The following is a 25,613-nucleotide window of genomic DNA, read 5'->3' as shown; positions in this document are numbered from 1 at the left end:
AAAAGAAAAAGAACGATAACTTAAGCTATATCATACCACGACTACTCAAAAAAACAGCAAGGCGGAGAATACAGCTCCGCAATTCCTGCAGATACCCTATTCTCTCCTCGCTGCGCAGAACACCTATCCGGTACTTTTCACTACAGGTTCTCCCCCGTCTGTCACATCCACAATGACTACAGAGAGGGCTTTGCTGAGATCACGCTCATAGGGGGTAACCGTTTCGCCTTCGGGTCCATTCAGCACCCGGACAACAGGCCGATGTGGTGTGCTGGGATCTATCTTGACCACCACACCGCTCTCGCCGGAGCTGAGCTTCACCGTAAGTCCCAGCGGATAGATGGCCACGCGGTCTCTGAATAACTCCAGTTGCTTCTGCTCATACAAAGTTCCCGAGCCGACATACAGCGCTTCTACCGCCTGATGGGGCAGCATGGCTTTTTTGTAGATCCGGTTGGAGGTCATCGCATCATAGGAATCGGCGACCCCCAGCCATTTCGCATATTCATGGATCTGCGGACCCGTCAGGCCGCGCGGATAGCCGGAGCCGTCAATCCGTTCATGATGCTGCAGGGCACAGTGGGCCGCCAGCAGAGGAATATTCGGCTCTTCCTTGAGAATGCGGTATCCGATCTCCGTATGCGCCTGCATATGGCGGAACTCCTCCTCGCTGAGCATACCGGGCTTTTGTACAATTTTGACAGGAATTTGCGTCTTGCCGATATCATGCAGCAGCGCACCAAGCCCGATGACCCGCAGCTCTTCTTTGCTGTAGCCATGGGCAATGCCCAGCACCAGCGTATACAGGCATACGTTCAGGGAATGGACGTACAGGTAATTGTCAGCGGTGTGCATGTCAAGCAGCATGATCATCGGGTCCTCCTGCAGGGACATGTCATCAAGGATGGAATCCATCACCTTGGAGAACTTTTTATCCAGATGATAAAAGCCCTTGGTAATTCCCGAGGCGCCGGACATCTGCTGGAACTGGTTCCGGATGACCTTGAGCGCCTGATTGCGCGTCTCATCCTGCAGCATTCCGGGGATCACTATATCCTCCGTGAGCGAATCCTCAATATAGATATAGCCGATATCGATTCTGGCGAGCCGCTTGATCAGGGAATCGGTAAGCTCCACTCCGTCCGCGAGCAGAACCAGCCCTTCATCATTATATATTTTTTTACCCAGCTTCATTCCCGCCTGAAGCCGGTTAACGGATACTAGACGCACCTTGGCTCACTCCTGCCTTTAACGGTAAAATTGCTTTGCTGTGATGCCAAGCTGAGAATCAACGCATAATAAACAGCCAGAAGGCGGCTGCAAGGATAAAGCGGTAGATGGCAAAATGCGTTGGTCTGATCTTCTGGATCATTCTCATGAACAGAACCACCACCGCATAAGCCACGATGAAGGAAATAATGAAGCCGATGACAAAATATCCGATCGTCTCACTCGTGAAATTCTTGTAGGAATCCAGCAGCTCATACCCCGAGGCCGCACACATAATCGGAATCGCGATGAGGAAGGAGAAGTCGGCCGAGGCCTTGTAGCTCACCCCGCTCAGCATCCCCCCGGAAATCGTCGAGCCGGAGCGGGAGAACCCGGGCCAGAGGACGGAAATAATCTGGAACAGTCCGATCGAGAGTGCCTGCCCGTAGGACAGATCATCCAGATCATGCGCCGTCACGCGGATCTTGCGTTTGTTAACCCATTCGGCAATAATCATCAGAATACCGCCTGCGACCAGCGCCCAGAGGACGGTGGATGCCCCGAAGAGGCTTTTGATGAAGTCCCGGGCAAAAAAAGCTACAGCGAGCGCAGGCACAATGCCCAGCAGCACATGAATCAGGTTCAGGCGGGCTGCCGGCATTACGCCCCCTCTGTCTCTGCGGCCGAATCCGAGCAGATCTACAATCCGCTGGCGGTAGACCAGCGCAATCGCCAGTATAGCCCCCAGCTGAATCACAATTTCATACGTCTTCATAATCGAATCCTGCTCGTTAAATCCCAGAAGCTTAGTCGTTAGAATCATGTGTCCCGTCGAAGAAACCGGAATGAACTCCGTGATTCCTTCCACAATTGCCAGAATAATGGCTGTAATTGTATCCATATTACTCCTCCTGATCTAGTCAATGAAACCTGGTACTGTGTTAACTATCAATTTAATAAAACATGGTGTGGATCATCAGGTGGATTGCCTCTCCCAGCGAACCGCTTCACACTCATCCAGACTCCCCGGCCGCTGCAGCTCCATCCGCAGCAGATCGCGCAGGAAATGAGGCAGCAAATATACCGCCTCCCGGCCATTGGCTATACTCTCATAGCCTGTACGGAACGTAAACATATCCAGCGTGCCGACACTATATACCTTGGTATCCTCCAGCTGCTCCCCGCCGGCAAAAATCGCAATACCGTTATCATAAGGCATGACCCTTGGATCGTACAAGATTTTTAATCCGTCCACGGCCAGGGTGCCCAGCACCTCTCCCCGGAAGCCATATCCGTAGATGACTTTATTCCGGAACTCTGCCATCAGACTTTGTTCAAGTGCGGTGCGGATATCCTTGCCTGTCAGCTGTACAATACAAGGATTAATCGGAGAAGGACATAAGGCATGCAGCATGCCTGCGGTAATGTTGCCCTCCGGCAGCGGGCCGAGCAGCTGGCCTGTATTAACGAGCGAGATGGGGCTGCCTGTGAACTGGCGGACCGCCTGTGCCAGCAGGTTGCCAAAAGGAGACTCCCCCTGCAGATCCAGCGGCAGCATGCGGTCGCTGATGGCAACCGTCTCCTGCAGGGCCTCCTGGCCGCGCTGCAGATGGATCGCTGCCGCCGGAGCAATAAGCTCCTCTGTCAAGGCAGGATCAGCTTCCGTGCAGCCTCCTTCGGCCAAGTGAAATACTCCGTCCGGCTGCTCCCGCTCGAAGACCAGCCGTCCTGCGTACCGGCCGAATTTGCCGGCACCGCATACGGCTGTCCCGTTAATCATCTGCGGCTGCTCCAGCATATGGTGGGTATGTCCTCCCAGAATGGCATGCACGCCTTCCAGCTTCTCTGCCAGCCTCTGGTCTGCGGGCAGCCCCAGATGAGACAGAATGATCACGATATCCACCTGCGGGGCAAGCAGTTGAACCTGCTCGCGCAGCGCCTCTTCCGGGTCCAGCACATCCCAGCCGAGCAAGGAATAGAAGGAGGTGAATGCCGCCGTAGCACCGGTCAGTCCAATCTTGATGCCATCCTTCTCCAGAACCGCGTGGCGCTGCATCCAGTGCGGCGGCTCACCGGTGGCGGACTCCAGGAAATTGCAGCATACCACAGGACACTGGATACCTGTAAATGTGGCTGAGAGCATCTCCTTGGAGAAGGTGAGACCCTCGTTGTTGCCGATGGTAACCGCATCGTATCCGGTCAGATTCATAATGTCGATGTTGGCCTGACCCATCGTGCCTTCCGTCTCTACAGCAGCGCGGTCCATATGATCGCCGATATCAAGCAGCAGCACCGGCTCCCCGCCCGCCTCTGCCTTCATCGCGGATATCACTGCCGCGAGCGGACTCATCATTTCAAAGTGGCTATGTATATCATTGGTATGAATAATGGTTAATCTTTGCGGTCCAGGCATCATAAGCTGGCTTCCCTCCCACTTGTACAGCCGTTTATAAAGTAAGCGGCAGGCTTGTTCAGTTCTAGAGTTAGCATAACATTTTCAGACTCAATATGGTATATTGTAATCATTATAAGCTGTCCTAAGCTTAAGTCCAGAAAGGGTGAAGAAAGCATGCATATCTCCATCCGGCTGTTCGCCGGTCTGGCCGAAATCATCGGCTCCTCCACTCTGGTCTTCCACGCCCATGAGTCCCCTGTGACAGCAGGCCGGCTGAAGGAACTCCTCTCCGCCTCCTATCCTGACGCCGCGCCGCAGATCGGTGTATCCCTGGTAGCCGTTGATCAGGAATATGCGCCTGATGATACGGATATTACCGAAGGCTCAGAGGTGGCCTTCATTCCGCCCGTGTCCGGCGGTTAACCGGACCGTTCCCCTTCCGCGAATCTGCATAGATACATAACAGGGTAGGACCAGAAGGTTGCACAATCTGCAAGCTACAATCAGTACTCTTACACCATTGAATATTGCAGACTTTGTTGCTATGCTGTAAAAAATTGCTATAGTAAGGTGGCCTATTCATTGAGAGTACACGTGATGGATCTTAAACCGGGTGATCATCTGCGGATGGATACCTTCAGCTCCCGCGGGCTGCATGTACTCCCTAAGGGATCACGGCTGCAAATGGAGGAAATCGCCAAGCTGATACAGCACGGCGTGGATTATGTAGACATTGAAACGGTACAGGAAGAGCCCGCCCCTTCCAGCCGGACGTCAATCATTCAGGCCGCAGCCAGCAGCTTTGATACCACGATTGACGGTTTTGAATCTCTATATATGGAAGCGCTCAGCAAAGGCAGCTTCAATCAGTCCGTAGTGGATGATATTCTGCAGCCGACCTTGTCCACGCTGGACAAACATAAGGACGTAGTGACACTCCTGCTGCTGCTGGACCGGGAAGATAACTATACCTACAATCATTCCCTGCAGGTAGGCATGCTCTCGTATTATCTTGCCTCGTGGCTCGGATATTCCAAGACAGAGTGCTACGAGATCGGGCGTGCGGGATACCTGATTGATATCGGCAAATGCCGCATCTCCCCCGCAATTCTGAATAAGCCCGGCAAGTTAACCCCTGAAGAATACGAAGAGATCAAATTACATACGATTTACGGGTACGAAATCATACAGAACTCCATGAACGATCCTTTCACTGCTCTGGTTGCCCTGCAGCATCATGAACGCGAGGACGGCTCCGGTTATCCCAAGCAGCTGACCAAGACAGATATTCATCCTTACGCCCAGATCGCAGCCGTTGCGGATATTTACAGTGCCATGACCACTCACCGGGTCTATCAGTCCAAGCAGGAGCTGATTTCCGTTCTGCGTGAGATCAACTCCCTCAGCTTCGGGAAGCTGAACGGCAAACCGGTCCAGGCCTTCATCAATCACCTGATGCCTAACTTCATCGGCAAGCGCGTTCTGCTGAGCACCGGTGATATGGGTGTTATCGTGATGAACAACCCGCTGGATGTCTTCCGTCCGCTTGTACAGAGCGAAGGCAAGTTCCTTGACCTGTCCCGCGAACGCAAAATTGCCGTCGTTGAGATTTACATGGAGTAGAGAGATTTCCTCTACGCAAAATAAATCAAGCAGCCCCTCCTGCGTTACCGCAGAAGTGCTGCTTGAAGCTGAATACCAACAGAAGCCTCCCCCGGCCGGGGGAGGCTATCCTTTTATCGAATGAGTGTAAACAGTATCTCGCCGCTAGGCACTTCTGTCCCTGTGCTCTTAAGCACATCAAGGTATTGTGCCGAGTTGGTGACAATCACCGGTGTCGCGGTTACAAATCCGGCTGCACGGATGGCTTCGAGGTCAAATTCAAGCAATAGCTGACCCTTGACCACCTTGTCGCCTTCCTTCACTTTTTTGGTAAAATGCTGACCCTTAAGCTTCACGGTATTGACACCGACATGAATCAGCAGCTCCGCACCGCCCTCCGAAGTGATGCCGATGGCATGTCCTGTCGGGAATACAGTAGTTACCGTTCCGTTCACAGGGCTGGTTAAGATGCCGGAAGAAGGCTCGATTACAATGCCCTTGCCCATGGCGCCGGAGGCAAAAGCTTCGTCAGGCAGGGTGTCAAGCGGCTGCAGCGTTCCTGCCAGCGGGCTTACAACCAGTTCTTTATCAATCAGCGTCGGTGTAGTCGTACCCGAGGTTGCACTTAAGTTAACCGATGCCGCAGCATCTGTCTCAGGCTCCTCGTAGCCAAACACCAGCACCAGTACGGCGGCCAGTACAAATGCTACCAGTATACCAATGACTACCCAGACAAACCCGGTGCCGAAATAGGTCGGCAGAGCCAGCAGACCCGGCAGCGAGAAGGATAATGCTCTTGCGCCGCCTGTTGCAATAATTGCACCGCCGATAGCGCCGGAGATACATGCATAGATGAATGGTTTTTTGAGCTTCAGGGTGACTCCATAAATGGTTGGTTCAGTAATCCCGAAGACCGCAGATAGTGTAGAAGAACCGGCGAGTGCCTTAAGCTGCGGGTTCCGCGATTTCAGGAATACACCGAATACAGCCCCGGCCTGCGACAGAACGGCCGCACTGAGAATAGGCAGCATGGTATCCTGTCCCAGTGTAGCAATATTGCTGAGCATGATCGGTACGAAGCCCCAGTGTACACCGAAGATTACGAACACTTGCCAGAACGCCCCGGCTATGGCTCCGGCCACAAGCGGACTTAGATTGTAGAGCCAGGTATAGCCAGAGGCCAAGCCGTCACTGATCAGGGAGCCGACAGGTCCGAAGGCCAGGAACGTAAGCGGAATAACAATGAGCAGCGCGAACATGGGAACAAGAATATTCCGCACGGACTCATGAATGAAGGAACGGAACCAGCGTTCCACATACGACTGCACCCATACCGCCAGAATAATCGGGATTACACTGGAGGAATAGTTGATCAGTACGATCTTGATCCCCAGGAAGTGCAGCGGGTCAGGTGAGCCTACAGCCGCAATGACTGCGGGATAGATCAAGGCTCCGGCTATGGCAATGGACACGAATTGATTCGCCTTGAATTTGCGCGCTGCCGTAACCGCCAGGAAGACAGGCAGGAAATAGAACACGCTGTCGGCAGCCGCATTGAGGATCATGTAAGTGCCGCTGGCAGCACTAATCCAGTCCAGTGACAGAATCAGGGCCAGCAAGCCCTTGAGAATCCCCGCCCCAGCCAGTGCACCCAGAATCGGCGAGAAAATACTCGAAATGATGTCCACCGCTTTACCCAGAACTCCGGTGCTTTCCGAGCTTTCGTCACTGCCGCTTTTCTCCGCATCCTGAAGCGAGGTTTCCTTCATAATCTGCTCGAATACCTGGCTGACATTGTTGCCGATGACCACCTGGAATTGCCCGCTGTTCTCAACTACTGTAATGACTCCCGGAGTCTTCTCCAGCGCTGCTTTATTGGCTTTGCTGTTATCCTTCAGCTTGAATCTTAAGCGTGTGGCACAATGGAAAACGGAATTCACATTCCCTTCTCCGCCAACGAGTGTGATAATTTGTTTGGATAAGTCTTTATTGCTCATTTGGGTTTGCTCCTTTTGAGATCTGTAATATAAGCATCGCTGCAGAGGCGAGTTGTGCCAGCCCTTCTATCTTTCCCCTCTGCAAACAAGAAAAACCTGAACTCAAGGCAAAAAAGGCGTAGAACACACACGCTATTTTGCCATCAGCTCAGGTTTTGCCTGCATGACCAGTTACACCCTGACAGATGATATGAAAATATATGAAATAAATATTGTAGTCTTACGTATGTTACGGGTTACTCCAGGTTATTGCGTTCAGTTACACGCTGAATGTGAATCGTCAAATAGACATATTCATCCTTGCTGAGGCTCTGGCCATGGGATTTCTCCAGATATTCATTAATCTTGCCTACGCATTCAAAAGCCTTGACATAAGTTAGCCTCACCTGATTGTACAGGAACTCTTCCCCGCTGTTGTTGGTCTCCTTCTTCAGCACCCGCATGGAAAAATACTGCAAATGGGTCAGGAACCGCGAATAGTTAAGCGAGGTCTCATCCAGCACAACCTTATAATGATAGGTAACAATGTTCAGGATATTCTGAACGATCTCCGTCATCTTGATCGTCGATCTTACCTCCGTGCCATCCATTCTGGCGTTGACCAGGTGAAGGGCAATGAAGCCGGCTTCATCCTCACCCAGCGAGAGGCCGGTGGTCTGTTCAATCATCTTCAGGGCATCCAGCCCGATCCCGAATTCCTTCTGGTAAAAGCGCTTGATCTCAAACAGCATCGCATTCTTCAGTTGAATCCCCTTCTCAAAACGCTCCAGCGCGAAATGAATATGATCCGTCAGCGTCAGATAGAGATTATCGTTCAGCTCTGTGTGCAGCACTTCATTGGCGTAGGTGACGATGCCGCTGGCCAGCTCCAGGTGAGCTACCGGAATATCATTCAGCAGTTCAGTCAGCCGGGCAGTGAATTCATTCTCATTCAGCAGAAAAATCTTATCCACCTTGGCAGGATCCACATAATCACCCGCCACCTTATTGAAGGAAATTCCTCTGCCCATTACAATAACCTCCTTGCCCTTCTGGTTCTTGGTCAGGAGCACATTATTGTTCAGCACCTTCTCGATAATCATCTCAATTTCACCTCCTGACGCATAGTTTGTACAAAAAAAGCCTAAGTTGATCCCAATATCATTCATAAAATGATACTCGCATCAGCTTAGGCATTGCCCGCGTTACCGGTCACAATCCTGTATTACTGTTATTGTAGCATAAATAAAAGCGATTTCAAGAACTTTTTTTATTCTAAAGATCTGAATATTCATATTAGGCTTCATTCCGGTTTGAAACCGTATCTCCAGGGTCACGCTAATAGAAGACAGTAATACAAGGAGGAGATAGGATGCTTGCGGTTCATCAGCGCCTTGCCGAGCTATATACCCTTAGTCAGAAGCGTCCGCTGGCTCCGGCGGAGCAAGACGAGCTTCAGCACTGCCTGCATGTCAACACCGTCTACTGCTGGGAAATGGCCCGCCTCCATATCGAAGCTCTGTTAGCAGAGAGTACTCAAGATACCGGGTGGCAGCAGGAGATCAGCACACAGCTGCTGGAGGTCCGGGTAAGCGGGAAGCCGGGAAAACGGCCTTAACGGGAAGGAACTCTACGCTTCCCCGTATCATTCCAGACGCAAAAAAAACAGCAGCCCCTCCCCCACATCGGGGCCAGGCTGCTGCATGTGCTTCTATAAGAAGCGGAACTGTGCTTCTATTAATCCGTTATAAATACCGTCGTGCTTGGTCAGCTCGGCATGGTTGCCTTCTTCCTTGATCTCGCCGTGATCCAGCACCACGATCTTATCCGCATGGCGGATGGTCGAGAGGCGGTGGGCGACGATGAAGGACGTCCGGCCCTGAAGCAGCAGCTTCAGCGCTTCCTGAATCTTGATCTCCGTCTCCGTATCAATGCTGGCGGTCGCTTCATCCAGAATCAGAATCCGCGGATCGGCCAGCAGCGCCCGGGCGAAGGACAGTAGCTGGCGCTGTCCCATGGACAGTGCGCTTCCCCGCTCCTCTACCTCGGTATCATAGCCGGCAGGCAGCTTGACGATGAAATCATGGGCGTCTACGGCCTTCGCAGCCGCTTCAATCTCTTCATCTGTGGCATCCAGCCGCCCGAAGCGGATGTTGTCGCGGATCGTTCCCGAGAAGATGAAGGTATCCTGCAAGACAATCCCGATCTGTTCGCGCAGACTCTGGAGAGTAACCTCGCGGATATCCCGTCCATCAATGGTGATGCCGCCGCTCTTGATATCATAGAACCGGCCGATCAGGTTGATGATCGTGCTTTTGCCGGAGCCGGTATGTCCTACGAGTGCAATGGATTGGCCTGCCTGGACATCCAGGTTAATGCCCTTGAGTGCTGCACGGCCCTTCTCATATTCAAACACAACATTATCGAAGTGAATATCTCCCTTAATCTTGGACAGCGGAGTTGCTCCCGGCTTATCCTGAACCGCAGGCTGTTCGTCGAGATATTCGAAGATCCGCTCGGAGGAGGCCATCGCCACCAGCAGCTGATTGTACATCTGTCCCAGCCGGTTGATCGGGTCCCAGAAGTTGCTGACATAACTGCTGAAGGCGACCAGAAAGCCAACCGTAAGCTCTCCCGACTGAATCAGGTAAGCCCCGAACCAGAAGAGAATCATCGTCCCGAAGCCGCCGGTGACTTCAATGATTGGACCGAAGGCCTGGTTCATGGCTGAGGCCTTGTTCCACGACTTCCGGCTGTCCATATTCATGGCATCGAAATAATGCATGTTCTCTTCTTCCTGCGTGTAGGCCTGGGTGACGCGAATCCCCTGAATCGATTCATTCAGATGGGAGTTGATCCGCGAGTTCTTCATCCGCACATCCTGCCAGGCAATACGGATTCTCTGCCGCAGCTTGGTCGAGATCAGGAACATAATGGGCACCGTAATCATCACGGCCAGCCCCAGCTTCCAGTTGATCAGCAGCAGAATTATCATAATGCCGAACAGTTGCACACAGTCAATCATTAGATTGACGACCCCGTTGGTGAACAAATCCTGCAGCGAGTTAATATCATTGGTCACCCGGACCAGGACTGATCCGGCCGGACGTTTATCAAAGAAGTTGAAGGACAGCTTCTGGATATGCCGGAACAGGTCCGAGCGCAAATCATAGATCACCCGCTGGCCGATCACATTCGTATATTTGATCCGGTATACGCCCGCAATCCATTGAATCAGATACAGAATGATTACACTGGCTGTGAGCGTGTAGAGCAGCGTCAAGCTGGTGTTTCCGTCTTTTGGAGCAATCGCTTTATCAATCGCCATACTGGTCAGGAATGGAACTGTCAGCTTGGTAATCGTCCCCAGAATCATCATGATCGAGACCAGCGGCAGCATCTGCCTCGCATATGGCTTCATATAACTGAATAAGCGGGTGAACTGCTTCCAGTCAAAAGCCTTGTCGATCACATCATCGTCTTTGTAGATAAAACGTTCTTCAAGCGTCTGTTCTTCAACCTTACTGTTGTCGGTATTTAATACGCCGTCAGCGGTCTGCTTGGAGGTCTCAAGACTCATGCCGGATCACCCGCCTCTCGCTTCATATCCCTGGCTAAATAATCGGCATACTGAATCCGGTACACATCCTGGTAAGGTCCCGGGACCGCGATCAATTCCTGATGGGTGCCCTGCTGGACCATTCTCCCTTCATTCATGACAATGATCTGATCGGCATGACGCAGGGAGGAGATCCGGTGGGCAATAATCAAGGTGGTCCGTCCGCGCATAACCTCCTGGAACCCGGCCTGAATCTCATGCTCCGTCTCCATGTCCACCGCACTGGTGGCATCATCCAGGATAAGAATCCGCGGATTCTTGAGCAGTGCGCGCGCGATGGCAATCCGCTGCTTTTGGCCGCCCGAGAGACCCATTCCCCGCTCACCGACTACCGTATCGTAGCCTTCCGGCATCTCCATAATGAAGTCATGCGCCTTCGCCAGCTCGGCGGCACGGATGATCTCATCCATGCTGACATTCTTCAGTCCATAAGAGATATTATTGCGGATCGATGAGGAGAACAGGAAGGTCTCCTGGAATACCGTCGATATTTGCGAGCGCAGACTACGGACCTGGAACTCGCGGATATCCACGCCATCGAGCTTGATACTGCCCTGATTCACATCATAAGCACGCATCATGAGCTGGGTAATCGTGGATTTACCGGATCCCGTTCCGCCAAGGAATCCAATGACCGCACCAGGCTCCGCATGGAAATGAATATCCTTGACTGCCGGCATTTTGTTGCCGTAAGCGAAGGTGACATGATCGAACTCCACCTCACCCTTCACTTCTGCCGCTGCAAGCTCGCGGGCATTCTCTTTATCTTTTACATCAATCTGCTGATTCAGCACTTCCAGCACACGTTCGCCAGAGGCCTTGGACTGGGTATAGTTGTTGATGTGGAACCCGAGTCCCCATACCGGGCCGATGATGTACCAGATCAGGCTGAAGAACGCAACCAGCTCACCCAGCGACATCTTCCCGTTGATAACCAGCGTACCGCCGACACCCAGCAGGATCGCTACACTGACCGAAGCCAGCAGCTCCATGAACGGGAAGAATTTACTCCACAGCTCAGCCGCAAAAATCTGATTATCTTTATAACGTTCATTACGGTGTGAGAATTTCTCAACTTCGTATGCTTCTCTCGCAAACGATTTGACCGTTCTCACCCCGGTGACATTCTCCTGTACAGCCGTTGTCAGGGAGCTTAATGCCAGGCGCATCTCCTGAAAGGCCGGATGAATCTTGGATTCAAATCTGAGCGCTACTCCAGCCAGAAACGGCATAGTGATCAGAGTAACCAGCGTCAGCTGCCAATTGATGGTAAACATCATAATGGAGCCGAACAAAACCATGAAAAATACATTCAGCAGTTGGGCAAATCCGAAGCCGATGAACATCCGGATCGCTTCCAAATCCCCGGTCAGCCGGGACATCAGGTCACCTGTCTTCGCCGTATCATAATAACGGAAGGACAGAAATTGCAGCTTCTCATAGCAGGCATTGCGCAGCCGGTAGGCCAGGAAATTCCCCAGCCGTCCGCCGAAAAATCCATGAGCAAACTGCAGGCACGCCTTGACAATAATGACAGCAAGCACACTGAGAGCGAGTACGGGCACCTCAGTAAACTTTAGGGGAACAATAACATCATCGATCAATCTCCTTAACAAATTGGGGGTAATAAGCCCCACTGCAGTTGCGGCCGCCAAACATACAATCGACAGAATCAGATAGTGCAGCTTCTCCCGATAAAAGCCCCGCAGTTGCCTGAGAACATCCATATCTCTCCTCCTTAAAGCTTTACGAAGTAAAGCTGGCTCCGTAAGCATAAACTTAGCTTTACGAAGTAACCTGCTCCGTAAGCATAAACTTGGTCTCTAAATATCGCACCGTAAGCTAGCTTTTTTAGCGCTTCCAATTTAGTGACTTTAAGCAGTTTATCATCCCTAATTTAATGCGGCAAAGGGGAGAAACCACCGTTTTCCCTCTTTTTCCGGAATAAACCGGGCTTAAGCAGGGGCTAAAGGACGCCCGTCGTTTTAAATGCTGCTATTTCCTCGCAAATACTGCTCAATTAAGATATAGCAAGATTCAACAATGCAAAGCAGCTTTTTTGAAGCCTAATAAAAGGTATTTTATGTTCCTATAAAATACAAAAGTGCCCACAGAGCTTTGACCAACCTGCATCAAAGTTCTGTGGACACTCACTGTATATCGCCTGGTTATTGAAGGAGGCAGCTAGTTTACCCTATACTGCCTTCCATTTCGAACTTGATCAATCTGTTCATCTCGACCGCATATTCCATTGGCAGCTCTTTGGTGAACGGCTCGATGAAGCCCATAATAATCATCTGCGTGGCATCAGCTTCGGAGAGACCGCGGCTCATGAGATAGAATAGCTGCTCCTCAGATACCTTGGAGACCGTCGCTTCGTGCTCAAGCACAATGTTATCGTTCATGATCTCATTGTAAGGAATCGTGTCCGAGGTGGACTCGTTATCCAGAATGAGCGTATCGCATTTAATATTGGATTTCGCGCCTTCTGCCTTGCGGCCGAAGGAAGCGAGTCCACGGTAAGTGACCTTGCCGCCGTGCTTGCTGATCGACTTGGATACAATGGTTGAGGTGGTATCCGGTGCCAAGTGGATCATTTTGGCGCCTGCATCCTGATGCTGATTCTTGCCCGCTACCGCGATGGACAATACAGACCCCTTGGCTCCACGGCCTTTAAGAACAACCGCAGGATATTTCATAGTCAGCTTGGAGCCGATGTTGCCATCTACCCATTCCATCGTAGCGTTCTCTTCGGCAACCGCACGTTTGGTAACGAGGTTGTAGATGTTCGGTGCCCAGTTCTGAATGGTGGTATAACGGACACGGGCGTTCTTCATGCAGAGAATTTCAACCACTGCACTATGCAGAGAGTTCGTGCTGTAGATTGGGGCAGTACAGCCTTCAACGTAATGCACGAAGCTGTCTTCGTCTGCCAGAATCAGAGTACGCTCGAATTGTCCCATATTCTCGGAGTTGATGCGGAAGTAGGCCTGCAAAGGAACTTCACACTTCACACCCTTCGGAACATAGATGAAGCTGCCTCCTGACCAAACGGCACTGTTAAGTGCGGCGAACTTGTTGTCTGCAGGCGGAATGATTGTGCCGAAGAACTTCTTGAACAGCTCAGGATGATCACGCAGTGCGGAATCCGTATCTGTGAAGATCACACCCTGATCCTCCAGGTTCTGCTGCATGCTGTGATAGACTACCTCAGATTCATACTGTGCAGAGACACCGGCAAGGAACTTCTGCTCCGCTTCCGGAATTCCCAGCTTGTCGAAGGTCTCTTTGATCTCGGAAGGTACCTCCTCCCAAGTCTTGCCCTGCTTCTCGGAAGGTCTAACATAATATTGGATATCCTCGAAATCCAGATCATCCAGATTGCCGCCCCACTTCGGCATTGGCATCTTACGGAACTGCTCCAGGGATTTCAGCCGGAATTCCAGCATCCATTCCGGCTCGTTTTTGATTGCGGAGATTTCCCGGACGATTTCTTCCGTGAGTCCTTTACCAGACTGAAATATCGACTTGTGCTCGTCACGGAATCCGTACTGGTATTCCTCCATATCAGGCGCTTTCTTAGCCATGGTGTCAGCCTCCTTGTGTGTAATATTATTTTATAAGCTTCTTTGCGTATCTATGCCTTTGCGAAGCGCGTTCCAGGCCAGAGTGGCACATTTGATCCGCGCCGGAAATTTATTAACACCGGACAGGGCTTCAATATCTTCGTAGTCACCGAAATCTGCTTCCTCACCCTTCATTAGAGAGGAGAAGCTGTCGGCCATCTCAAGCGCATGCGCTATCGATTGGCCCTTGACCGCTTCCGTCATCATCGAAGCCGACGACATGCTGATTGAACAGCCTTCGCCGCTGAAACGGGCGTCCTGGACGACGCCATCCTCCACCTTAAGCTGAAGCGTAATGCGGTCGCCGCAGGTAGGGTTATTGAGCTCAATCTTAAGTGCGTCATCTTCAAATGAGCCGCGATTCCGGGGATTTTTGTAATGATCCATAATTACGCGTCTATATAAGTCATCCAAGTTCATAGCTGAAATACTCCTTTGCCTTAAGTAAGGCTTGAACCAACGCATCTACATCCTGTTCAGTGTTGTACAGGTAGAAGCTCGCCCGGGCAGTGGAGCTGACCTCCAGCCAGCGCATGAGCGGCTGGCAGCAATGATGCCCCGCGCGGACAGCCACGCCTTCCGCATCCAGCACGGTGGCCACATCATGCGGATGAACATCACCCAGGTTGAAGGTGACTACCCCCACCTGACGGTTGCGGGGACCATAGATCGTCAGATCACTAACCTCCGACAGCCGCTGCTCCGCATATGCTGCAAGCTGCATTTCGTGGCGGTGAATCTCATCCATCCCGACCTCCTGCAGGAAATCAATCGCTGCTCCTAAGCCGACGGCACCTGCAATAATCGGTGTTCCGCCTTCGAACTTCCACGGCAGCTCCTTCCAGGTAGACTCATACAGCCCGACATCATCGATCATCTCGCCGCCGAATTCAACCGGCTCCATAGCTTCCAGCAGCGCCTTCTTGCCGTAGAGAGCACCGATACCAGTAGGCGCAAGCATCTTGTGCCCAGACAAGGCGTAGAAATCGCAATCCAGATCCTGCACATCCACCTTCAGATGCGGTGTGCTCTGTGCACCGTCCACCACGATTACTGCACCGTTCCGGTGGGCAATCGCTGCAAGCTCTTTGATAGGATGAGTAACGCCCATGACATTGGATACATACGCAATGGCTACAATCTTGGTCCGGGCAGTAATCGTCTGCTCGGCATCCTCCAGCGTGATCGTACCGTCCTTTTGCAGCGGCAGGAATTTCAGGGTAGCCCCGGTGTTCTTGGCCAGTTGCTGCCAGGGAATGAAATTGCTGTGATGCTCCATCTGGGTAATCACGATCTCATCCCCTTCCTTCAAGACGGAAGGACCGTAAGAGGAAGCTACAATATTGAGCGCGGTCGTTGTCCCGCGTGTGAAGATAATTTCCTTCACACTGCGGGCATTAATGAAGTTCTTCAGCTTCTCGCGGGCGCCTTCATACGCATCGGTTGCCCGGCTCCCCAAGGTATGCACCCCGCGGTGTACGTTGGCATTATCCCACTCGTAGTAAGACTTGACCGCCTCAATGACCTGGCGCGGCTTCTGTGAAGTGGCCGCACTGTCCAGGTAGACCAGCGGATGGCCGTTGATCTTCTGGTTCAGGATGGGAAACTGCTCCCGGATCTGACTGCTAATCATTGGCCTAACTTCCTTTCCACAAGAGATTGGAGCTGATTGCGCAGTCCCTCCAGTGGAATTTGCGATACAACAGGTGCAAGGAAGCCGTATATGATCAGTGTTTCTGCGTCATGCCGCGATAATCCCCGGGACATCAGGTAATAGACTTGCTCGTAATTGACCTGTCCTACGGAAGCGGCATGGCCTGCGGTTACATCATCTTCATCTATAAGGAGGATCGGGTTGGCGTCTCCGCGCGCTTTGGGGCTTAGCATCAGAACCTTCTCTGTCTGCTGTCCGTCAGCTCTGGTAGCGCCCTTCTCAATCTTCGTAATTCCGTTAATAATCGAGGTTGCTGAATCCCGCATAACAGCACGCGTGATCATGTCACTTGGTGTATTTCTGCCGAAGTGCTGGGCTTGTGTAGTATAGCTCAGCTTCTGCGAACCGGAGCCTACAGCAATGACCTTCGCATCTGAGCTTGAGCCGTTGCCTTTAAGCACCGATTTGGTATCGCTGGCTGTATCTCCATAGTTCATCTCACCGATGATCCATTCAATGGTGCCGTCATTCTCCACAACGGCGCGGCGGTACGTCACATCCGTTGTATCCTGCCCCAGCTGATGTACGGTAGCGTATCTCACAGTGGCACCTGCACCTACGAATACTTCAACGGCTCCATTATGCAGACCCGCTTCAGTCTTATCGGATACGTAGTTATCCACGTAGGTCAACGAACTGTTAGTATCGGCAACAATCAGAATATGCGGTACAAAGGCAGCTTCAGCGTCATCCGTGAGCAGAACCGCCTGCAGCGGAGTCTCGATGACAACATTCTTCGGAACATAGAGGAATACCCCGCCGTTCCATAGTGCTGCATGCAGTGCGGCGATGGAGTGCTCTTCCGGCAATACTGCCTTATGCAGATAACGCTGAACAAGGTCTCCATGCTCTCTGACTGCAGTCTGCAAATCGGTGAAAATAACACCTTGCGCAGCCAGCTCCGGAGCCAGGCGGGCATATACAGCCCCTGAATTCCGTTGAATGATCAGGCTGCCTTCTTCTTGCCCCTCGATTAGTCCGGCAATGGAAGCCGGTGCATCTTGAAGTGCCGCCAGCGCCTGGCTTGGCTTGTATTCCCCGTAGTTGTTGATATTCCAGCGGTCAATCCGTGTCTTCTCCAGCTTCGGCAGGTCAAGCCCTGCGGCAAGCTCCAAAGCCTTCAAACGGCTGTCCTTCAGCCAGCCCGGTTCGCCGCAGCTCTGCGATTGTGCGCCGAGCTGCTGTGCATCCACGGGAAGAATGGTTTGCGTCGTCATAAGTGGTTTCCTCCTTCCAGCGTTTCTAAGCTTCTTGTCCTACAGTTTCGTCTTCGATGCCGAGTTCTTCCTTAATCCATTCATAACCATCAGCTTCCAGTCTGTGGGCCAGCTCAGGGCCGCCGGATTTCACAATCCGTCCCTGCATCATGACATGCACATAGTCGGGCTTGATGTAATTAAGCAAACGCTGGTAGTGGGTAATAATCAGGAATCCGCGTTCCGGGCTGCGCATGGTGTTCACACCATCGGCAACAATTTTGAGTGCGTCAATATCAAGGCCGGAGTCAATTTCGTCAAGAATGACGATCTTAGGGTCCAGCATCATCATTTGCAGAATCTCGTTACGCTTCTTCTCCCCGCCGGAGAAGCCTTCATTCAGATAACGGTGCAGGAATTCAGGGTTCATATCCAGTTCTTTCATCTTGGCTTCCATCTGTCGGATGAAGCGGATCAGTGAGATCTCACTGCCCTCTTCACGGCGCGAGTTAATCGCACTGCGCAGGAAGTCGGAGTTCGTCACTCCGCTGATTTCACTTGGATATTGCATCCCGAGGAACAACCCGGCGCGGGCGCGCTCATCCACTGCCATCTCCAGCAGATCTTCACCTTCGAGCAAGGCCGTACCTTCTGTAACCACATACTTGGGATGACCCATCAGAGCTGAGGCCAGCGTACTTTTACCAGTACCATTCGGTCCCATCACGGCGTGAATTTCTCCGCCCTTCATCTGAAGGTTAATCCCCTTCAGAATTTCTTTTCCTTCAATCGTCGCTTTCAGTCCCTCAATGACAAATTCTGCTGCCATAATTATTATTCCCTCCATTGATCGATTTGCGAAATCAGAAAGTTGTATTGTCACAGGTTAACCCTGATTACAAGCAATTAGATTTTATATCACATTATAATTATTATAAAGTGAATCAGGATGATTATCAATGATTCTCACTAATTTTATTACATCGGCCCTTTTTTATCAAATTAATTAATGGTTATCTTCACTGCGGGAATAGGAAAAACGGAATTTGAATACCGCTTATGTTCCCCCGCTTCAAGTACTGCGACGATCCGTTCCAGCGGACGAAGCCCGAAGGACTCACACTGCTTCCGGTCATAGACCCATTCCGGAATCCTGCGGCGCAACTGCCACCCTTCAGACCGGGCCAGCAGTTGAAAATTCTGTATCAGGCTGCACACCGCGGCATAATCCTCGTCCTGCTTGTGCGGGTCCGTCTCTTCTCTGGCTACGACCAGCAGAAACGGCGGTGAAGGTGCCTCTTCAGAGAACTGCAGTTTGCCTGGTGCCTCTGTCTTATCACCCGTCACATAGATGAACCGCCAAGGCTCCCGCATGCCGTCATTCGGCGCCCAGACCGCCTCGTTCAGCAGCCTAAGGACATTGTATGCAGAGAAAGGGGCGGCATCCTCAAGCTGGCGGCTGTCTTCCCCGATAATTGTCCATTTCCGTTCTGCCGGTGTTCTTTTTCGTCCTCGCGGCGCTTTGTCGAAGGAGCCGATTTCCAGTATCCCCGCAAACCGCTCTCCTTCACGCCAGCCGATGAGCTTATAGAACGATTCGCTCAGAATCAAGGGATCTGTGTACCACAGCATCCCCAGCCCCTGTTCCCAGCCCAGAAGCTGAACCGTTTGCATGATGCTGCAGACCGCCGCGTAATTCTCATCCCGCTCCCGCTCCGTGCCGGCGGACTCGGCGATGAAGATTACATGAGCGGGAGTACCCGTGATTTGCCTTCTTAGAAGATCTGTCATGCGGGCAGGAAGGAGCTTCCCGAGCCGGCCGCCCGTCACCTTCGCCATCATGGATTCAGCCAGCTCTTCACGGGACTCGGGAGTGCCGAAGTAAAGACAGCGCCAGTGCGGCGTATCTTCGGACTCGTATAAGCCAGCCGCCTCTTTTACCAAGGAAATAATCCGTTCTTGTTCAACCGGTGCAGCGCTGAATCTCCGAATGGTCCGCCGTTCCCTAACCGTTGTGGACACATCCTTCATCTTCATCCCCCCCAAAATATCGTTTGGCAATCAATAATTAATATTGTTTACCAGTTAACTATATTTTGAAAGAAACACGATGTCAATCTGTATTATTAAATTTAATATCAGTAATTTATTATAAATAACTCGTCTAAATATTTAGTTTACACGTTAATAATTTTAAGTTAGAATAAAGGTACTTTGCAGAAAGGAGATGCTAAGCCCTATGCATTCCTCTGAAGGACTTAAGCGGCTGCTGTATGACCGTTTTCTCCACCTCTCCCATTTAGTTGAAGAGACTTTCGTAACCGAAATGGATGTATTTACGGATCTCACACGGAAGTACGGGATTACTCTCACTTCAACCAGCTTGACCAGTATTCATGTCATCGACTGCATTGGCAATCACGAGCCTGTCAACAGCACTACCATCGCGGAGAGCTTGAAATTGTCCAAGGCGAGCATCACTAAGATCAGCACCAAGCTTCTCCAGGATGGCTGCATTAAGCGGAGCCGGATGAATGACAACAAGAAAGAAATCTACTTCAGCCTTACTCCTAAAGGCAGACAGCTCTTTGAACTCCACGCCCGGATGCACAAGAACCTGGAGGAGAAATTCATTGAGAAAATGGGTGAATTCTCGGAACCGGAGCTGCAGGCTTCACTGAAATTCATTCAAATGATGATTGATGAGAATAGAATGCTCCCCCTGAATCTTAGTGAATTCGAGTAGAAAGGGCTACGCTGCCCTTTTAAAGGGGATCATGCGAAGCACATGAATCCTTATATTTTGAAAAATAAATAAAGCCTCCCTTCAGGGGAGACTTTATTCCTATATTCAAATCATTGTGCTACTTATCCCGCAATCAGCCCAGGAAAGCGCGCAGCATCCACTGGTTCTTCTCCAGATCCGTGCGGATCTTGATGAACAGGTCTGCCGTAGGCTGGTCGCTGATTTCTTCCGCCAGCTCGATGCCCTCTGTCAGTTCTTCCGCTACTGTAGCGAAATCTTCGATCAGCGCCTGAACCATACCGCGGGCATCTTCTTTGCCTGTGGCTTCCTGAATGGTAGCCAGTTCCAGATATTCTTTCATAGTTGCTGCAGGGCTGCCTTTGATGCTCAGCAAGCGCTCAGCTACCTCGTCCATTTTGAGTGTAATATCATCGTACAGCTCTTCGAACTTCACATGCAGGGCGAAGAACTGCTCCCCCTTCACATACCAGTGATAGTTATGCACCTTCACATACAATACGTTCAGGTTGGCAACCTGACGGTTCAGTACCTGTTCCAATGAAGCGGTGTTCACTTTGTTTGATGCTTTAGCCATGATATGATCCCTTCCTTATCCATTAAATTTAGCCGGCTGCTTGTCCATTGTCCGGCCTTGCAGTTGTCTATTCTCCATTTACCCTTTTGCCTGGAGGGCGAAACAAGCCTGACCCCGGACAAGCCCTCTTCCCCGCCGCTGGCTGCATGCTTGTGTCTTCACCCGTAGGATGAACCAAGCAAGCGCCGGTTATGCTAATTGATGCGGTTCAAGACAGAATAAAGTCAGCCAAGGGGCCGGGAAGCTCCTTGGCTGACTACACATTGCTATGTGCCTTACATCATTAGCAGCAGGGCCTCTGCACCGGACATGCCCGGAACGATTCCCAGCTTCTCTGCTTCTATAGTTACAGACTCCAGCGGCGCGGCCAGCAGCTGTTGAAGCGTGCGCACCCCGACAGCCCTTGCCGCAATAATCTGCCGGTCGCTCAGCACCTCGTTCAGCAGTCCTATGTCCAGCGCCCCGCACATAATATATCCCTTGTCTGTGCTGATGCTGAGCAACGTCGTTTTGGGCAGCTTCACCTCAACCCCCACCAGGACATGATCGCCCACATGCATGGGCTCTATTGTTACCATCTGCAGCACCTCCTCCTTTCACATTCACGTTGTAGGTTATGCGTACGGTTCAGGCCACGTGTGGACGATTGTCCTAGTTCATGGAGAAATCGGAGGGTCAGAAGTCCTTATTTCTATACAGGAGGGTATATAATTTCCGCTTATTTAATGGTATAGTTTATACACTAATTTAAATTAAAGAAATCGTGATTAACGATTAAGCTGGGGGATTAATGGATAAGAAACTACAACACACCGACGGCAATTATCTTTTCAATGTCGACATCCTGATTAATGCCCGCACCAACCCGCTTGCGCTGCAGTTCCTGCTTGAAATGTTGAATTCAAGCGACAAAGTCACTGATTTCAACATCAACTCCGGGCTGGAGCTTGGAAGAGCCATTGATCATCTGCTGAATTCTGCAAAAATGGCTCTGAAGAATGACAGCTTCACACCTGCTCCGGTGCCAGTGAAATTGCCGGAGAAGCCGGCAGACCCTCAGGTAGCCAAGCCTGCGGAGAAGCCAGCAGCCAAGAAGCCTGCAGCAGCTCCGGCAGAAACTCCAGCAGATGTATTCGGCAAAATCAGACAGTACATTCAGAATAACCAGCTCGTCCGGCTGCGTGCGAACCGGCATGGCAAACAGGTATCCATGCCCTGCCGTATTCTGAACTTAGACGAAACGGAGAATTCGCTGAGTGTATACCATGTAGACGAGAAGCAGGTCTACACGTTCAAGCTTAATGAAATCGATGAATTTCTGTAAGAGAAAGAAGCACCCGCTCCGGGTTCCGGGGCGGGTGCTTCTTTCTCTTACGATTATTTTGGCGAATATGCAGCTCTTGCCGCACTTCACTTCTTGCGCGAGAAGGCCTCCAAGGCCAGGCAGATCCAGCCCGCAATGAAGCATACGCCTCCCAGCGGAGTGATTGCTCCGAGAACCTTGACACCGGAAATACTGAGGATGTACAAGCTGCCCGAGAACAGGACAACCCCGGCAACCATCAGCCGCCCTGCCCAGCGCAGACGGACACTTTCGCCCCACTGCCCAGCGGTAAGCCCGATAAGTATCAGGGCCAGCGCATGGAACATATGATACTGGACGCCCGTCTCGTACACCTGCAGATAGTGCTCGCTGATTACAGGCTTCAGGATATGCGATCCGAACGCGCCGATGGCAACAGACAGCATACCCAGCAAGGCTCCCCAGCCCACCAATCTTCGTTGCATGGATATACAGCTCCTTCCCTGAGTTGAACTTCTCCTATCTTAACAATCAGCTTCGCCTTTTGCCAGCCGCATCATTCTGTAGCTTGTATTCCTGAGGACTTGCATTTAGAGCGCTGTTATGATGAAGTGGTAGTAATAACCTATTACACCCCAAGGAGTGCAGCCAAATGGACTATCATACACCTCCCAAATCGGACACCGCCGCAACCGAGCCTGCGAGATGGGGCTCTTCAGAACAAGACATGAACGCGGATTATGTATACCAGGAGAACAAACGCGACTATAAGCACTCCGGCCCCGGTATCGCCTCGTTCGTAATAGCTCTACTTACACTGGTCTGCTATGCCATTACCTTCGTGTATGTAGGAGCGCAAGCGTCTTCTCTGATGAATGAGCATAATAAACTGATTGCCGATTCGGCAGAAACGATTATGTATTTGGGCCTGACGATGCTGATCCTGGTCGCAGTGAATATCATCGGGGCGGTTACCGGTATTATCGGCGTGACCCTGCGCAGACGGCGCAAGGTTTTTGCTATTATCGGCACCATCATCAACGCCGGCTTCCTCCTTTTGTTCATGCTTCTGCTATCCGTTGTTCTGGTGAATGCCGGAGCATCATGATAACTCGTGTACGCAAACACAGCATATCCCCTTGAACCGGGACATGCTGTGTTTTGTTGTGGAGCCTTATATACAGAGCTGGACGCTTAGATCTCGAACTCTTCGCTTGAATCGGACAGTCCGCCGTTCTGCACTCCAGAGCTGTTGGCTACCGCAAGCACGTATACCTTATACTTGGTGCCTTTGACAATCGGGTTACCGTTAATATCTCTGGCTGTAGCCGCAATAGAGAGATTGCTTCCGTTAGGGACTGCTGATCTGTAGTAAGACGATTGCACGTTAAGAGCTTCTGCAGTGCCGAAGCTCTGCTTGGAAGGGACTACGAATACCCGGTATTCGGAAATATTCGACTCACGGGCAGACTTGGTGAAGTTAACCACAAGTTTGCCGTTATCCATGCCGTAAGTCACATTTGTCACGGAGGTGACGGGAAGCTTAGCCGATAAAGTAATGGCTGCCGATCCCTCCGACAATACATTAGCTCCCTGGTAGCTGCCGTTTCTGACAGTCAATACATATACCCGGTAGCTGATTCCCGGCTTGATGGCTGCGCCGCGTACGTCTTTGGCTGAGCTATCGAGCACCTGATTGGTGCTGTCCCCGGATGTACCTGCGGTTGTATAATTCCCCGCATTATTCGCATCCGACAAGCTGAAGCTGTTGTAATAATTCATAGGCACCACCAGAATCCGGTAATGGCTGATGTAGGATTCGTCTCCCGCATGATTGAACGATACTCTCAGATCACGCCCATCTCCATAATCGTTCACATCACTCACACTCAGATTCGATATGGCACTGAGGCCGGAGGTATTCACCAGCGTGATCGCCGGAGAAGCAGCGGATAACACATTCGAGCCCGAATTGTTCCAGTTGCCTGCCGCGAGCACATACACTTTGTAGCTGGTTCCGTTCCTGATCAGGGAACCGCGAACATCTCTGCTGGAAGAATTCAGGATCTGTTCGGTATAGGTTCCTGATGTGTTTACCGCCGTATAATTCGCACTGGATACATTATTCGCATCATTTAAGCTGAAGCTGCTGTAATAATTCACAGGCACCACCAGAATGCGGTATTGGCTAATATTGGTCTCGTCTGTGGCATGGTTGAAGGTAACCTTCAAATCCCGCCCGTCATTATAATCATTCACATCGGTCACGTTCAGGTTGGATACCCCTGCATTGGCCAGTGTAAGGGCCGTTGAAGCAGGTGACAGCACATTATTCGCAGCATTGCTGCTGTCAACCGCCAGTACGTATACCCGGTAGCTCACACCCGTCTTGATCAGCGCTCCATCTGTATCTCTGGAGCCGGAGGAGAGGTTCATACTGATGTTATTCCCCGTCTTGTTGATCTGCGTGTAATTGCTGCTGGAGACCGCATTAGCTCTGCCCAGGTCAAACACTGTGGAATTGGACGCTTTGACTACGAAGATCCGGTAAGAGCTTATCTTACTCTCATCGGCCAGCTTGTTGAAGCTGACGGAGAGATCCCGGCCATCCCCGTAATCACTGGTATCCGTTGCCTGGACGGTGCCCAGTGCCGGAACTGCCTTGTTCTGCAATGTAATAACGGCAGCTGCACTGGAGAGGGCACTGGTATTATTGCCTTTGCCGACTGTCACTACATATACGCTATATCCCTGATTATTCTTAATCAGGTCACCGTCGATCGTTCTGGCGGCAGCGTTCAGCTTCACAACAGGATTGGCTCCTGTTACCAGAGCAACGGAGTAGTTATTGGCACCTACTGCCAGTGCAGACGACAGGTTCAGTGAAGTACCGGTCTTGGCGACAAGCACTCGGTATTGATCCACCAGCGATTCGTCGGCCGCACGGTTGAAGCTGACCTGCAGATCCCGGCCGTCTCCATAATCGCTGATATCCTGAGCGGTTACTCCCGATACCGGAGCCGCATTCCCGCCTACCGGAACCGGAGTGGTGATCGTGACAATCTGCGCAGCCGGATTCCAGCCGACCTCGCGGCCGAGCGCTTCACTTACGAAGCGGGTAGGCACCATTGTGCGGCCCTTCAGATTCTGGCCCGGCACATCCAGGCTGACTGCCTTGTTGTTGATGGTTGCGATCTTGGAGCCGATCTTCAGTACAATCGTTGTATCGTTCTGGGAAGCTGTTACTGTCTGTGTCTTCTGATTCCACTTGATGTCGGCATTGAAGGCTTCAAAGATCGCCCGCAGGGGAACCATAGTCCGTCCGTTCACCATTACCGGCGGCTGGTCTGTGGACAAGGTCACTCCATCAATAATAACTCTGATGGGTTTTGCTGCTGCCTGGGCCGGAGCCTGAAACAACATCGGGAACACCAATAATCCTGCTACAATAGAAATCCATAACTTTTTCACAAGCTCACCCTCCCGGATAGGAAACCAATCTCAATTTCTATCTCTTTGACGCTAGCCGGGCGGAAAAAGTTTCTCTCTGAACCGGTTACAAAAAAATAACCTTTGGAGCCGATTCCAAAGGCGGCAAAAAGAACTGCAACAGGCGGATACCCATGGGATAT

The 25,613-nt window shown here is 51.4% G+C and carries 23 protein-coding genes; 6 read left to right on the top strand and 17 right to left on the bottom strand.

Features of this window, described 5'->3' with window-relative positions:
- Window positions 1–123 precede the first annotated feature (123 nt).
- From MKY86_RS08105 to MKY86_RS08095, 3 genes are all read right to left on the bottom strand, one after another.
- The gene (locus tag MKY86_RS08105; protein WP_036721458.1) at window positions 124–1,230 is read right to left on the bottom strand and encodes an HD-GYP domain-containing protein; all 1,107 of its coding nucleotides are present in this window, start codon (window positions 1,228–1,230) and stop codon (window positions 124–126) included.
- A 58-nt stretch (window positions 1,231–1,288) separates the two neighbouring features.
- Complete coding sequence (locus MKY86_RS08100; RefSeq protein WP_076079073.1) at window positions 1,289–2,110, bottom strand: undecaprenyl-diphosphate phosphatase; 822 nt, start codon at window positions 2,108–2,110, stop codon at window positions 1,289–1,291.
- A 75-nt stretch (window positions 2,111–2,185) separates the two neighbouring features.
- Window positions 2,186–3,622, bottom strand: coding sequence for a bifunctional metallophosphatase/5'-nucleotidase (locus tag MKY86_RS08095; RefSeq protein ID WP_076079137.1), 1,437 nt, complete (start codon window positions 3,620–3,622; stop codon window positions 2,186–2,188).
- A 156-nt stretch (window positions 3,623–3,778) separates the two neighbouring features.
- Between MKY86_RS08095 and MKY86_RS08090 the strand changes: the two genes are divergently transcribed.
- Both MKY86_RS08090 and MKY86_RS08085 read left to right on the top strand, forming a co-directional pair.
- Window positions 3,779–4,027: a MoaD/ThiS family protein gene (locus tag MKY86_RS08090; protein ID WP_036692939.1), complete on the top strand. Its 249-nt coding sequence runs from the start codon at window positions 3,779–3,781 to the stop codon at window positions 4,025–4,027.
- A gap of 159 nt (window positions 4,028–4,186) precedes the next feature.
- On the top strand, window positions 4,187–5,227 hold the full coding sequence (locus MKY86_RS08085) for an HD-GYP domain-containing protein (RefSeq protein WP_076079074.1): 1,041 nt from the start codon (window positions 4,187–4,189) through the stop codon (window positions 5,225–5,227).
- 113 nt (window positions 5,228–5,340) lie between these two features.
- Here MKY86_RS08085 and MKY86_RS08080 read toward each other — a convergent pair whose 3' ends face one another.
- Window positions 5,341–7,203, bottom strand: a complete 1,863-nt coding sequence (locus MKY86_RS08080) for a beta-glucoside-specific PTS transporter subunit IIABC (RefSeq protein ID WP_076079075.1) — start codon at window positions 7,201–7,203, stop codon at window positions 5,341–5,343.
- A 236-nt stretch (window positions 7,204–7,439) separates the two neighbouring features.
- Window positions 7,440–8,285, bottom strand: coding sequence for a BglG family transcription antiterminator LicT (gene licT / locus MKY86_RS08075; protein WP_076079076.1), 846 nt, complete (start codon window positions 8,283–8,285; stop codon window positions 7,440–7,442).
- A 269-nt stretch (window positions 8,286–8,554) separates the two neighbouring features.
- On the opposite strand from licT, the gene MKY86_RS08070 reads away from it, so the two are divergent.
- On the top strand, window positions 8,555–8,800 hold the full coding sequence (locus MKY86_RS08070) for a DUF7667 family protein (RefSeq protein WP_076079077.1): 246 nt from the start codon (window positions 8,555–8,557) through the stop codon (window positions 8,798–8,800).
- 93 nt (window positions 8,801–8,893) lie between these two features.
- Here MKY86_RS08070 and MKY86_RS08065 read toward each other — a convergent pair whose 3' ends face one another.
- From MKY86_RS08065 to MKY86_RS08030, 8 genes are all read right to left on the bottom strand, one after another.
- The gene (locus MKY86_RS08065) at window positions 8,894–10,762 is read right to left on the bottom strand and encodes an ABC transporter ATP-binding protein (RefSeq protein ID WP_245368155.1); all 1,869 of its coding nucleotides are present in this window, start codon (window positions 10,760–10,762) and stop codon (window positions 8,894–8,896) included.
- The gene (locus MKY86_RS08060) at window positions 10,759–12,528 is read right to left on the bottom strand and encodes an ABC transporter ATP-binding protein (protein ID WP_076079078.1); all 1,770 of its coding nucleotides are present in this window, start codon (window positions 12,526–12,528) and stop codon (window positions 10,759–10,761) included. Before MKY86_RS08060 ends, MKY86_RS08065 begins: the two co-directional genes overlap by 4 nt.
- Before the next feature lie 462 nt (window positions 12,529–12,990).
- Window positions 12,991–14,388, bottom strand: a complete 1,398-nt coding sequence (gene sufB, locus MKY86_RS08055) for a Fe-S cluster assembly protein SufB (RefSeq protein ID WP_036721442.1) — start codon at window positions 14,386–14,388, stop codon at window positions 12,991–12,993.
- Window positions 14,389–14,418: 30 nt separating this feature from the next.
- Window positions 14,419–14,847 carry a Fe-S cluster assembly sulfur transfer protein SufU gene (gene sufU, locus MKY86_RS08050; protein ID WP_036721441.1) on the bottom strand — a complete coding sequence of 143 codons (429 nt, stop codon included), beginning with the start codon at window positions 14,845–14,847 and terminating at the stop codon, window positions 14,419–14,421.
- Complete coding sequence (locus tag MKY86_RS08045; RefSeq protein ID WP_076079079.1) at window positions 14,834–16,060, bottom strand: cysteine desulfurase; 1,227 nt, start codon at window positions 16,058–16,060, stop codon at window positions 14,834–14,836. Before MKY86_RS08045 ends, sufU begins: the two co-directional genes overlap by 14 nt.
- On the bottom strand, window positions 16,057–17,358 hold the full coding sequence (gene sufD, locus MKY86_RS08040) for a Fe-S cluster assembly protein SufD (protein WP_076079080.1): 1,302 nt from the start codon (window positions 17,356–17,358) through the stop codon (window positions 16,057–16,059). Before sufD ends, MKY86_RS08045 begins: the two co-directional genes overlap by 4 nt.
- Before the next feature lie 25 nt (window positions 17,359–17,383).
- Window positions 17,384–18,166, bottom strand: coding sequence for a Fe-S cluster assembly ATPase SufC (sufC, locus tag MKY86_RS08035; RefSeq protein ID WP_076079081.1), 783 nt, complete (start codon window positions 18,164–18,166; stop codon window positions 17,384–17,386).
- A gap of 173 nt (window positions 18,167–18,339) precedes the next feature.
- Window positions 18,340–19,368 (bottom strand): nitroreductase family protein, encoded by a 1,029-nt coding sequence (locus MKY86_RS08030; RefSeq protein WP_076079082.1) that lies wholly within the window; start codon window positions 19,366–19,368, stop codon window positions 18,340–18,342.
- A 208-nt stretch (window positions 19,369–19,576) separates the two neighbouring features.
- On the opposite strand from MKY86_RS08030, the gene MKY86_RS08025 reads away from it, so the two are divergent.
- Entirely contained in the window at window positions 19,577–20,083 is a 507-nt protein-coding gene (locus tag MKY86_RS08025) for a MarR family transcriptional regulator (RefSeq protein ID WP_076079083.1), read from the top strand.
- 133 nt (window positions 20,084–20,216) lie between these two features.
- Here MKY86_RS08025 and MKY86_RS08020 read toward each other — a convergent pair whose 3' ends face one another.
- Complete coding sequence (locus tag MKY86_RS08020; protein WP_036692784.1) at window positions 20,217–20,678, bottom strand: Dps family protein; 462 nt, start codon at window positions 20,676–20,678, stop codon at window positions 20,217–20,219.
- 275 nt (window positions 20,679–20,953) lie between these two features.
- On the bottom strand, window positions 20,954–21,256 hold the full coding sequence (locus tag MKY86_RS08015) for a YunC family protein (RefSeq protein ID WP_076079084.1): 303 nt from the start codon (window positions 21,254–21,256) through the stop codon (window positions 20,954–20,956).
- A 212-nt stretch (window positions 21,257–21,468) separates the two neighbouring features.
- On the opposite strand from MKY86_RS08015, the gene MKY86_RS08010 reads away from it, so the two are divergent.
- On the top strand, window positions 21,469–22,002 hold the full coding sequence (locus tag MKY86_RS08010) for a hypothetical protein (RefSeq protein ID WP_076079085.1): 534 nt from the start codon (window positions 21,469–21,471) through the stop codon (window positions 22,000–22,002).
- Between the two features lie 86 nt (window positions 22,003–22,088).
- Here the strand turns inward: MKY86_RS08010 and MKY86_RS08005 are convergent, their stop codons facing one another.
- Complete coding sequence (locus tag MKY86_RS08005; protein WP_036721421.1) at window positions 22,089–22,466, bottom strand: DUF423 domain-containing protein; 378 nt, start codon at window positions 22,464–22,466, stop codon at window positions 22,089–22,091.
- A gap of 167 nt (window positions 22,467–22,633) precedes the next feature.
- Between MKY86_RS08005 and MKY86_RS08000 the strand changes: the two genes are divergently transcribed.
- Window positions 22,634–23,089 carry a hypothetical protein gene (locus MKY86_RS08000; protein ID WP_076079086.1) on the top strand — a complete coding sequence of 152 codons (456 nt, stop codon included), beginning with the start codon at window positions 22,634–22,636 and terminating at the stop codon, window positions 23,087–23,089.
- An 86-nt stretch (window positions 23,090–23,175) separates the two neighbouring features.
- On the opposite strand, the gene MKY86_RS07995 is transcribed toward MKY86_RS08000, so the two are convergent.
- Complete coding sequence (locus MKY86_RS07995; RefSeq protein WP_076079087.1) at window positions 23,176–25,452, bottom strand: copper amine oxidase N-terminal domain-containing protein; 2,277 nt, start codon at window positions 25,450–25,452, stop codon at window positions 23,176–23,178.
- Window positions 25,453–25,613: the final 161 nt, after the last annotated feature.

It is taken from the genome of Paenibacillus sp. FSL R7-0333, from assembly GCF_038000365.1.
Lineage (GTDB): Bacteria > Bacillota > Bacilli > Paenibacillales > Paenibacillaceae > Paenibacillus_AQ > Paenibacillus_AQ silagei.
The sequence above is the reverse complement of the archived record's forward strand: the minus strand, read 5'-3'. Positions and strand labels throughout refer to the sequence as shown.

Excerpts from the sequence above, each read along its gene's own strand:
- MKY86_RS08095 (WP_076079137.1), bottom strand. The coding sequence starts at position 3,622 with ATGCCTGGACCGCAAAGATTAACCATTATTCATACCAATGATATACAT.
- MKY86_RS08010 (WP_076079085.1), top strand. The coding sequence starts at position 21,469 with ATGGATAAGAAACTACAACACACCGACGGCAATTATCTTTTCAATGTC.
- MKY86_RS08065 (WP_245368155.1), bottom strand. The coding sequence starts at position 10,762 with ATGAGTCTTGAGACCTCCAAGCAGACCGCTGACGGCGTATTAAATACC.
- licT (WP_076079076.1), bottom strand. The coding sequence starts at position 8,285 with ATGATTATCGAGAAGGTGCTGAACAATAATGTGCTCCTGACCAAGAAC.
- MKY86_RS08030 (WP_076079082.1), bottom strand. The coding sequence starts at position 19,368 with ATGAAGGATGTGTCCACAACGGTTAGGGAACGGCGGACCATTCGGAGA.
- MKY86_RS08000 (WP_076079086.1), top strand. The coding sequence starts at position 22,634 with ATGGACTATCATACACCTCCCAAATCGGACACCGCCGCAACCGAGCCT.
- MKY86_RS08080 (WP_076079075.1), bottom strand. The coding sequence starts at position 7,203 with ATGAGCAATAAAGACTTATCCAAACAAATTATCACACTCGTTGGCGGA.
- MKY86_RS08015 (WP_076079084.1), bottom strand. The coding sequence starts at position 21,256 with ATGGTAACAATAGAGCCCATGCATGTGGGCGATCATGTCCTGGTGGGG.
- sufD (WP_076079080.1), bottom strand. The coding sequence starts at position 17,358 with ATGACGACGCAAACCATTCTTCCCGTGGATGCACAGCAGCTCGGCGCA.
- MKY86_RS08070 (WP_076079077.1), top strand. The coding sequence starts at position 8,555 with ATGCTTGCGGTTCATCAGCGCCTTGCCGAGCTATATACCCTTAGTCAG.
- sufU (WP_036721441.1), bottom strand. The coding sequence starts at position 14,847 with ATGAACTTGGATGACTTATATAGACGCGTAATTATGGATCATTACAAA.
- sufC (WP_076079081.1), bottom strand. The coding sequence starts at position 18,166 with ATGGCAGCAGAATTTGTCATTGAGGGACTGAAAGCGACGATTGAAGGA.
- MKY86_RS08005 (WP_036721421.1), bottom strand. The coding sequence starts at position 22,466 with ATGCAACGAAGATTGGTGGGCTGGGGAGCCTTGCTGGGTATGCTGTCT.
- MKY86_RS08090 (WP_036692939.1), top strand. The coding sequence starts at position 3,779 with ATGCATATCTCCATCCGGCTGTTCGCCGGTCTGGCCGAAATCATCGGC.
- MKY86_RS08025 (WP_076079083.1), top strand. The coding sequence starts at position 19,577 with ATGCATTCCTCTGAAGGACTTAAGCGGCTGCTGTATGACCGTTTTCTC.
- MKY86_RS08060 (WP_076079078.1), bottom strand. The coding sequence starts at position 12,528 with ATGGATGTTCTCAGGCAACTGCGGGGCTTTTATCGGGAGAAGCTGCAC.
- MKY86_RS08020 (WP_036692784.1), bottom strand. The coding sequence starts at position 20,678 with ATGGCTAAAGCATCAAACAAAGTGAACACCGCTTCATTGGAACAGGTA.
- sufB (WP_036721442.1), bottom strand. The coding sequence starts at position 14,388 with ATGGCTAAGAAAGCGCCTGATATGGAGGAATACCAGTACGGATTCCGT.
- MKY86_RS08045 (WP_076079079.1), bottom strand. The coding sequence starts at position 16,060 with ATGATTAGCAGTCAGATCCGGGAGCAGTTTCCCATCCTGAACCAGAAG.
- MKY86_RS08100 (WP_076079073.1), bottom strand. The coding sequence starts at position 2,110 with ATGGATACAATTACAGCCATTATTCTGGCAATTGTGGAAGGAATCACG.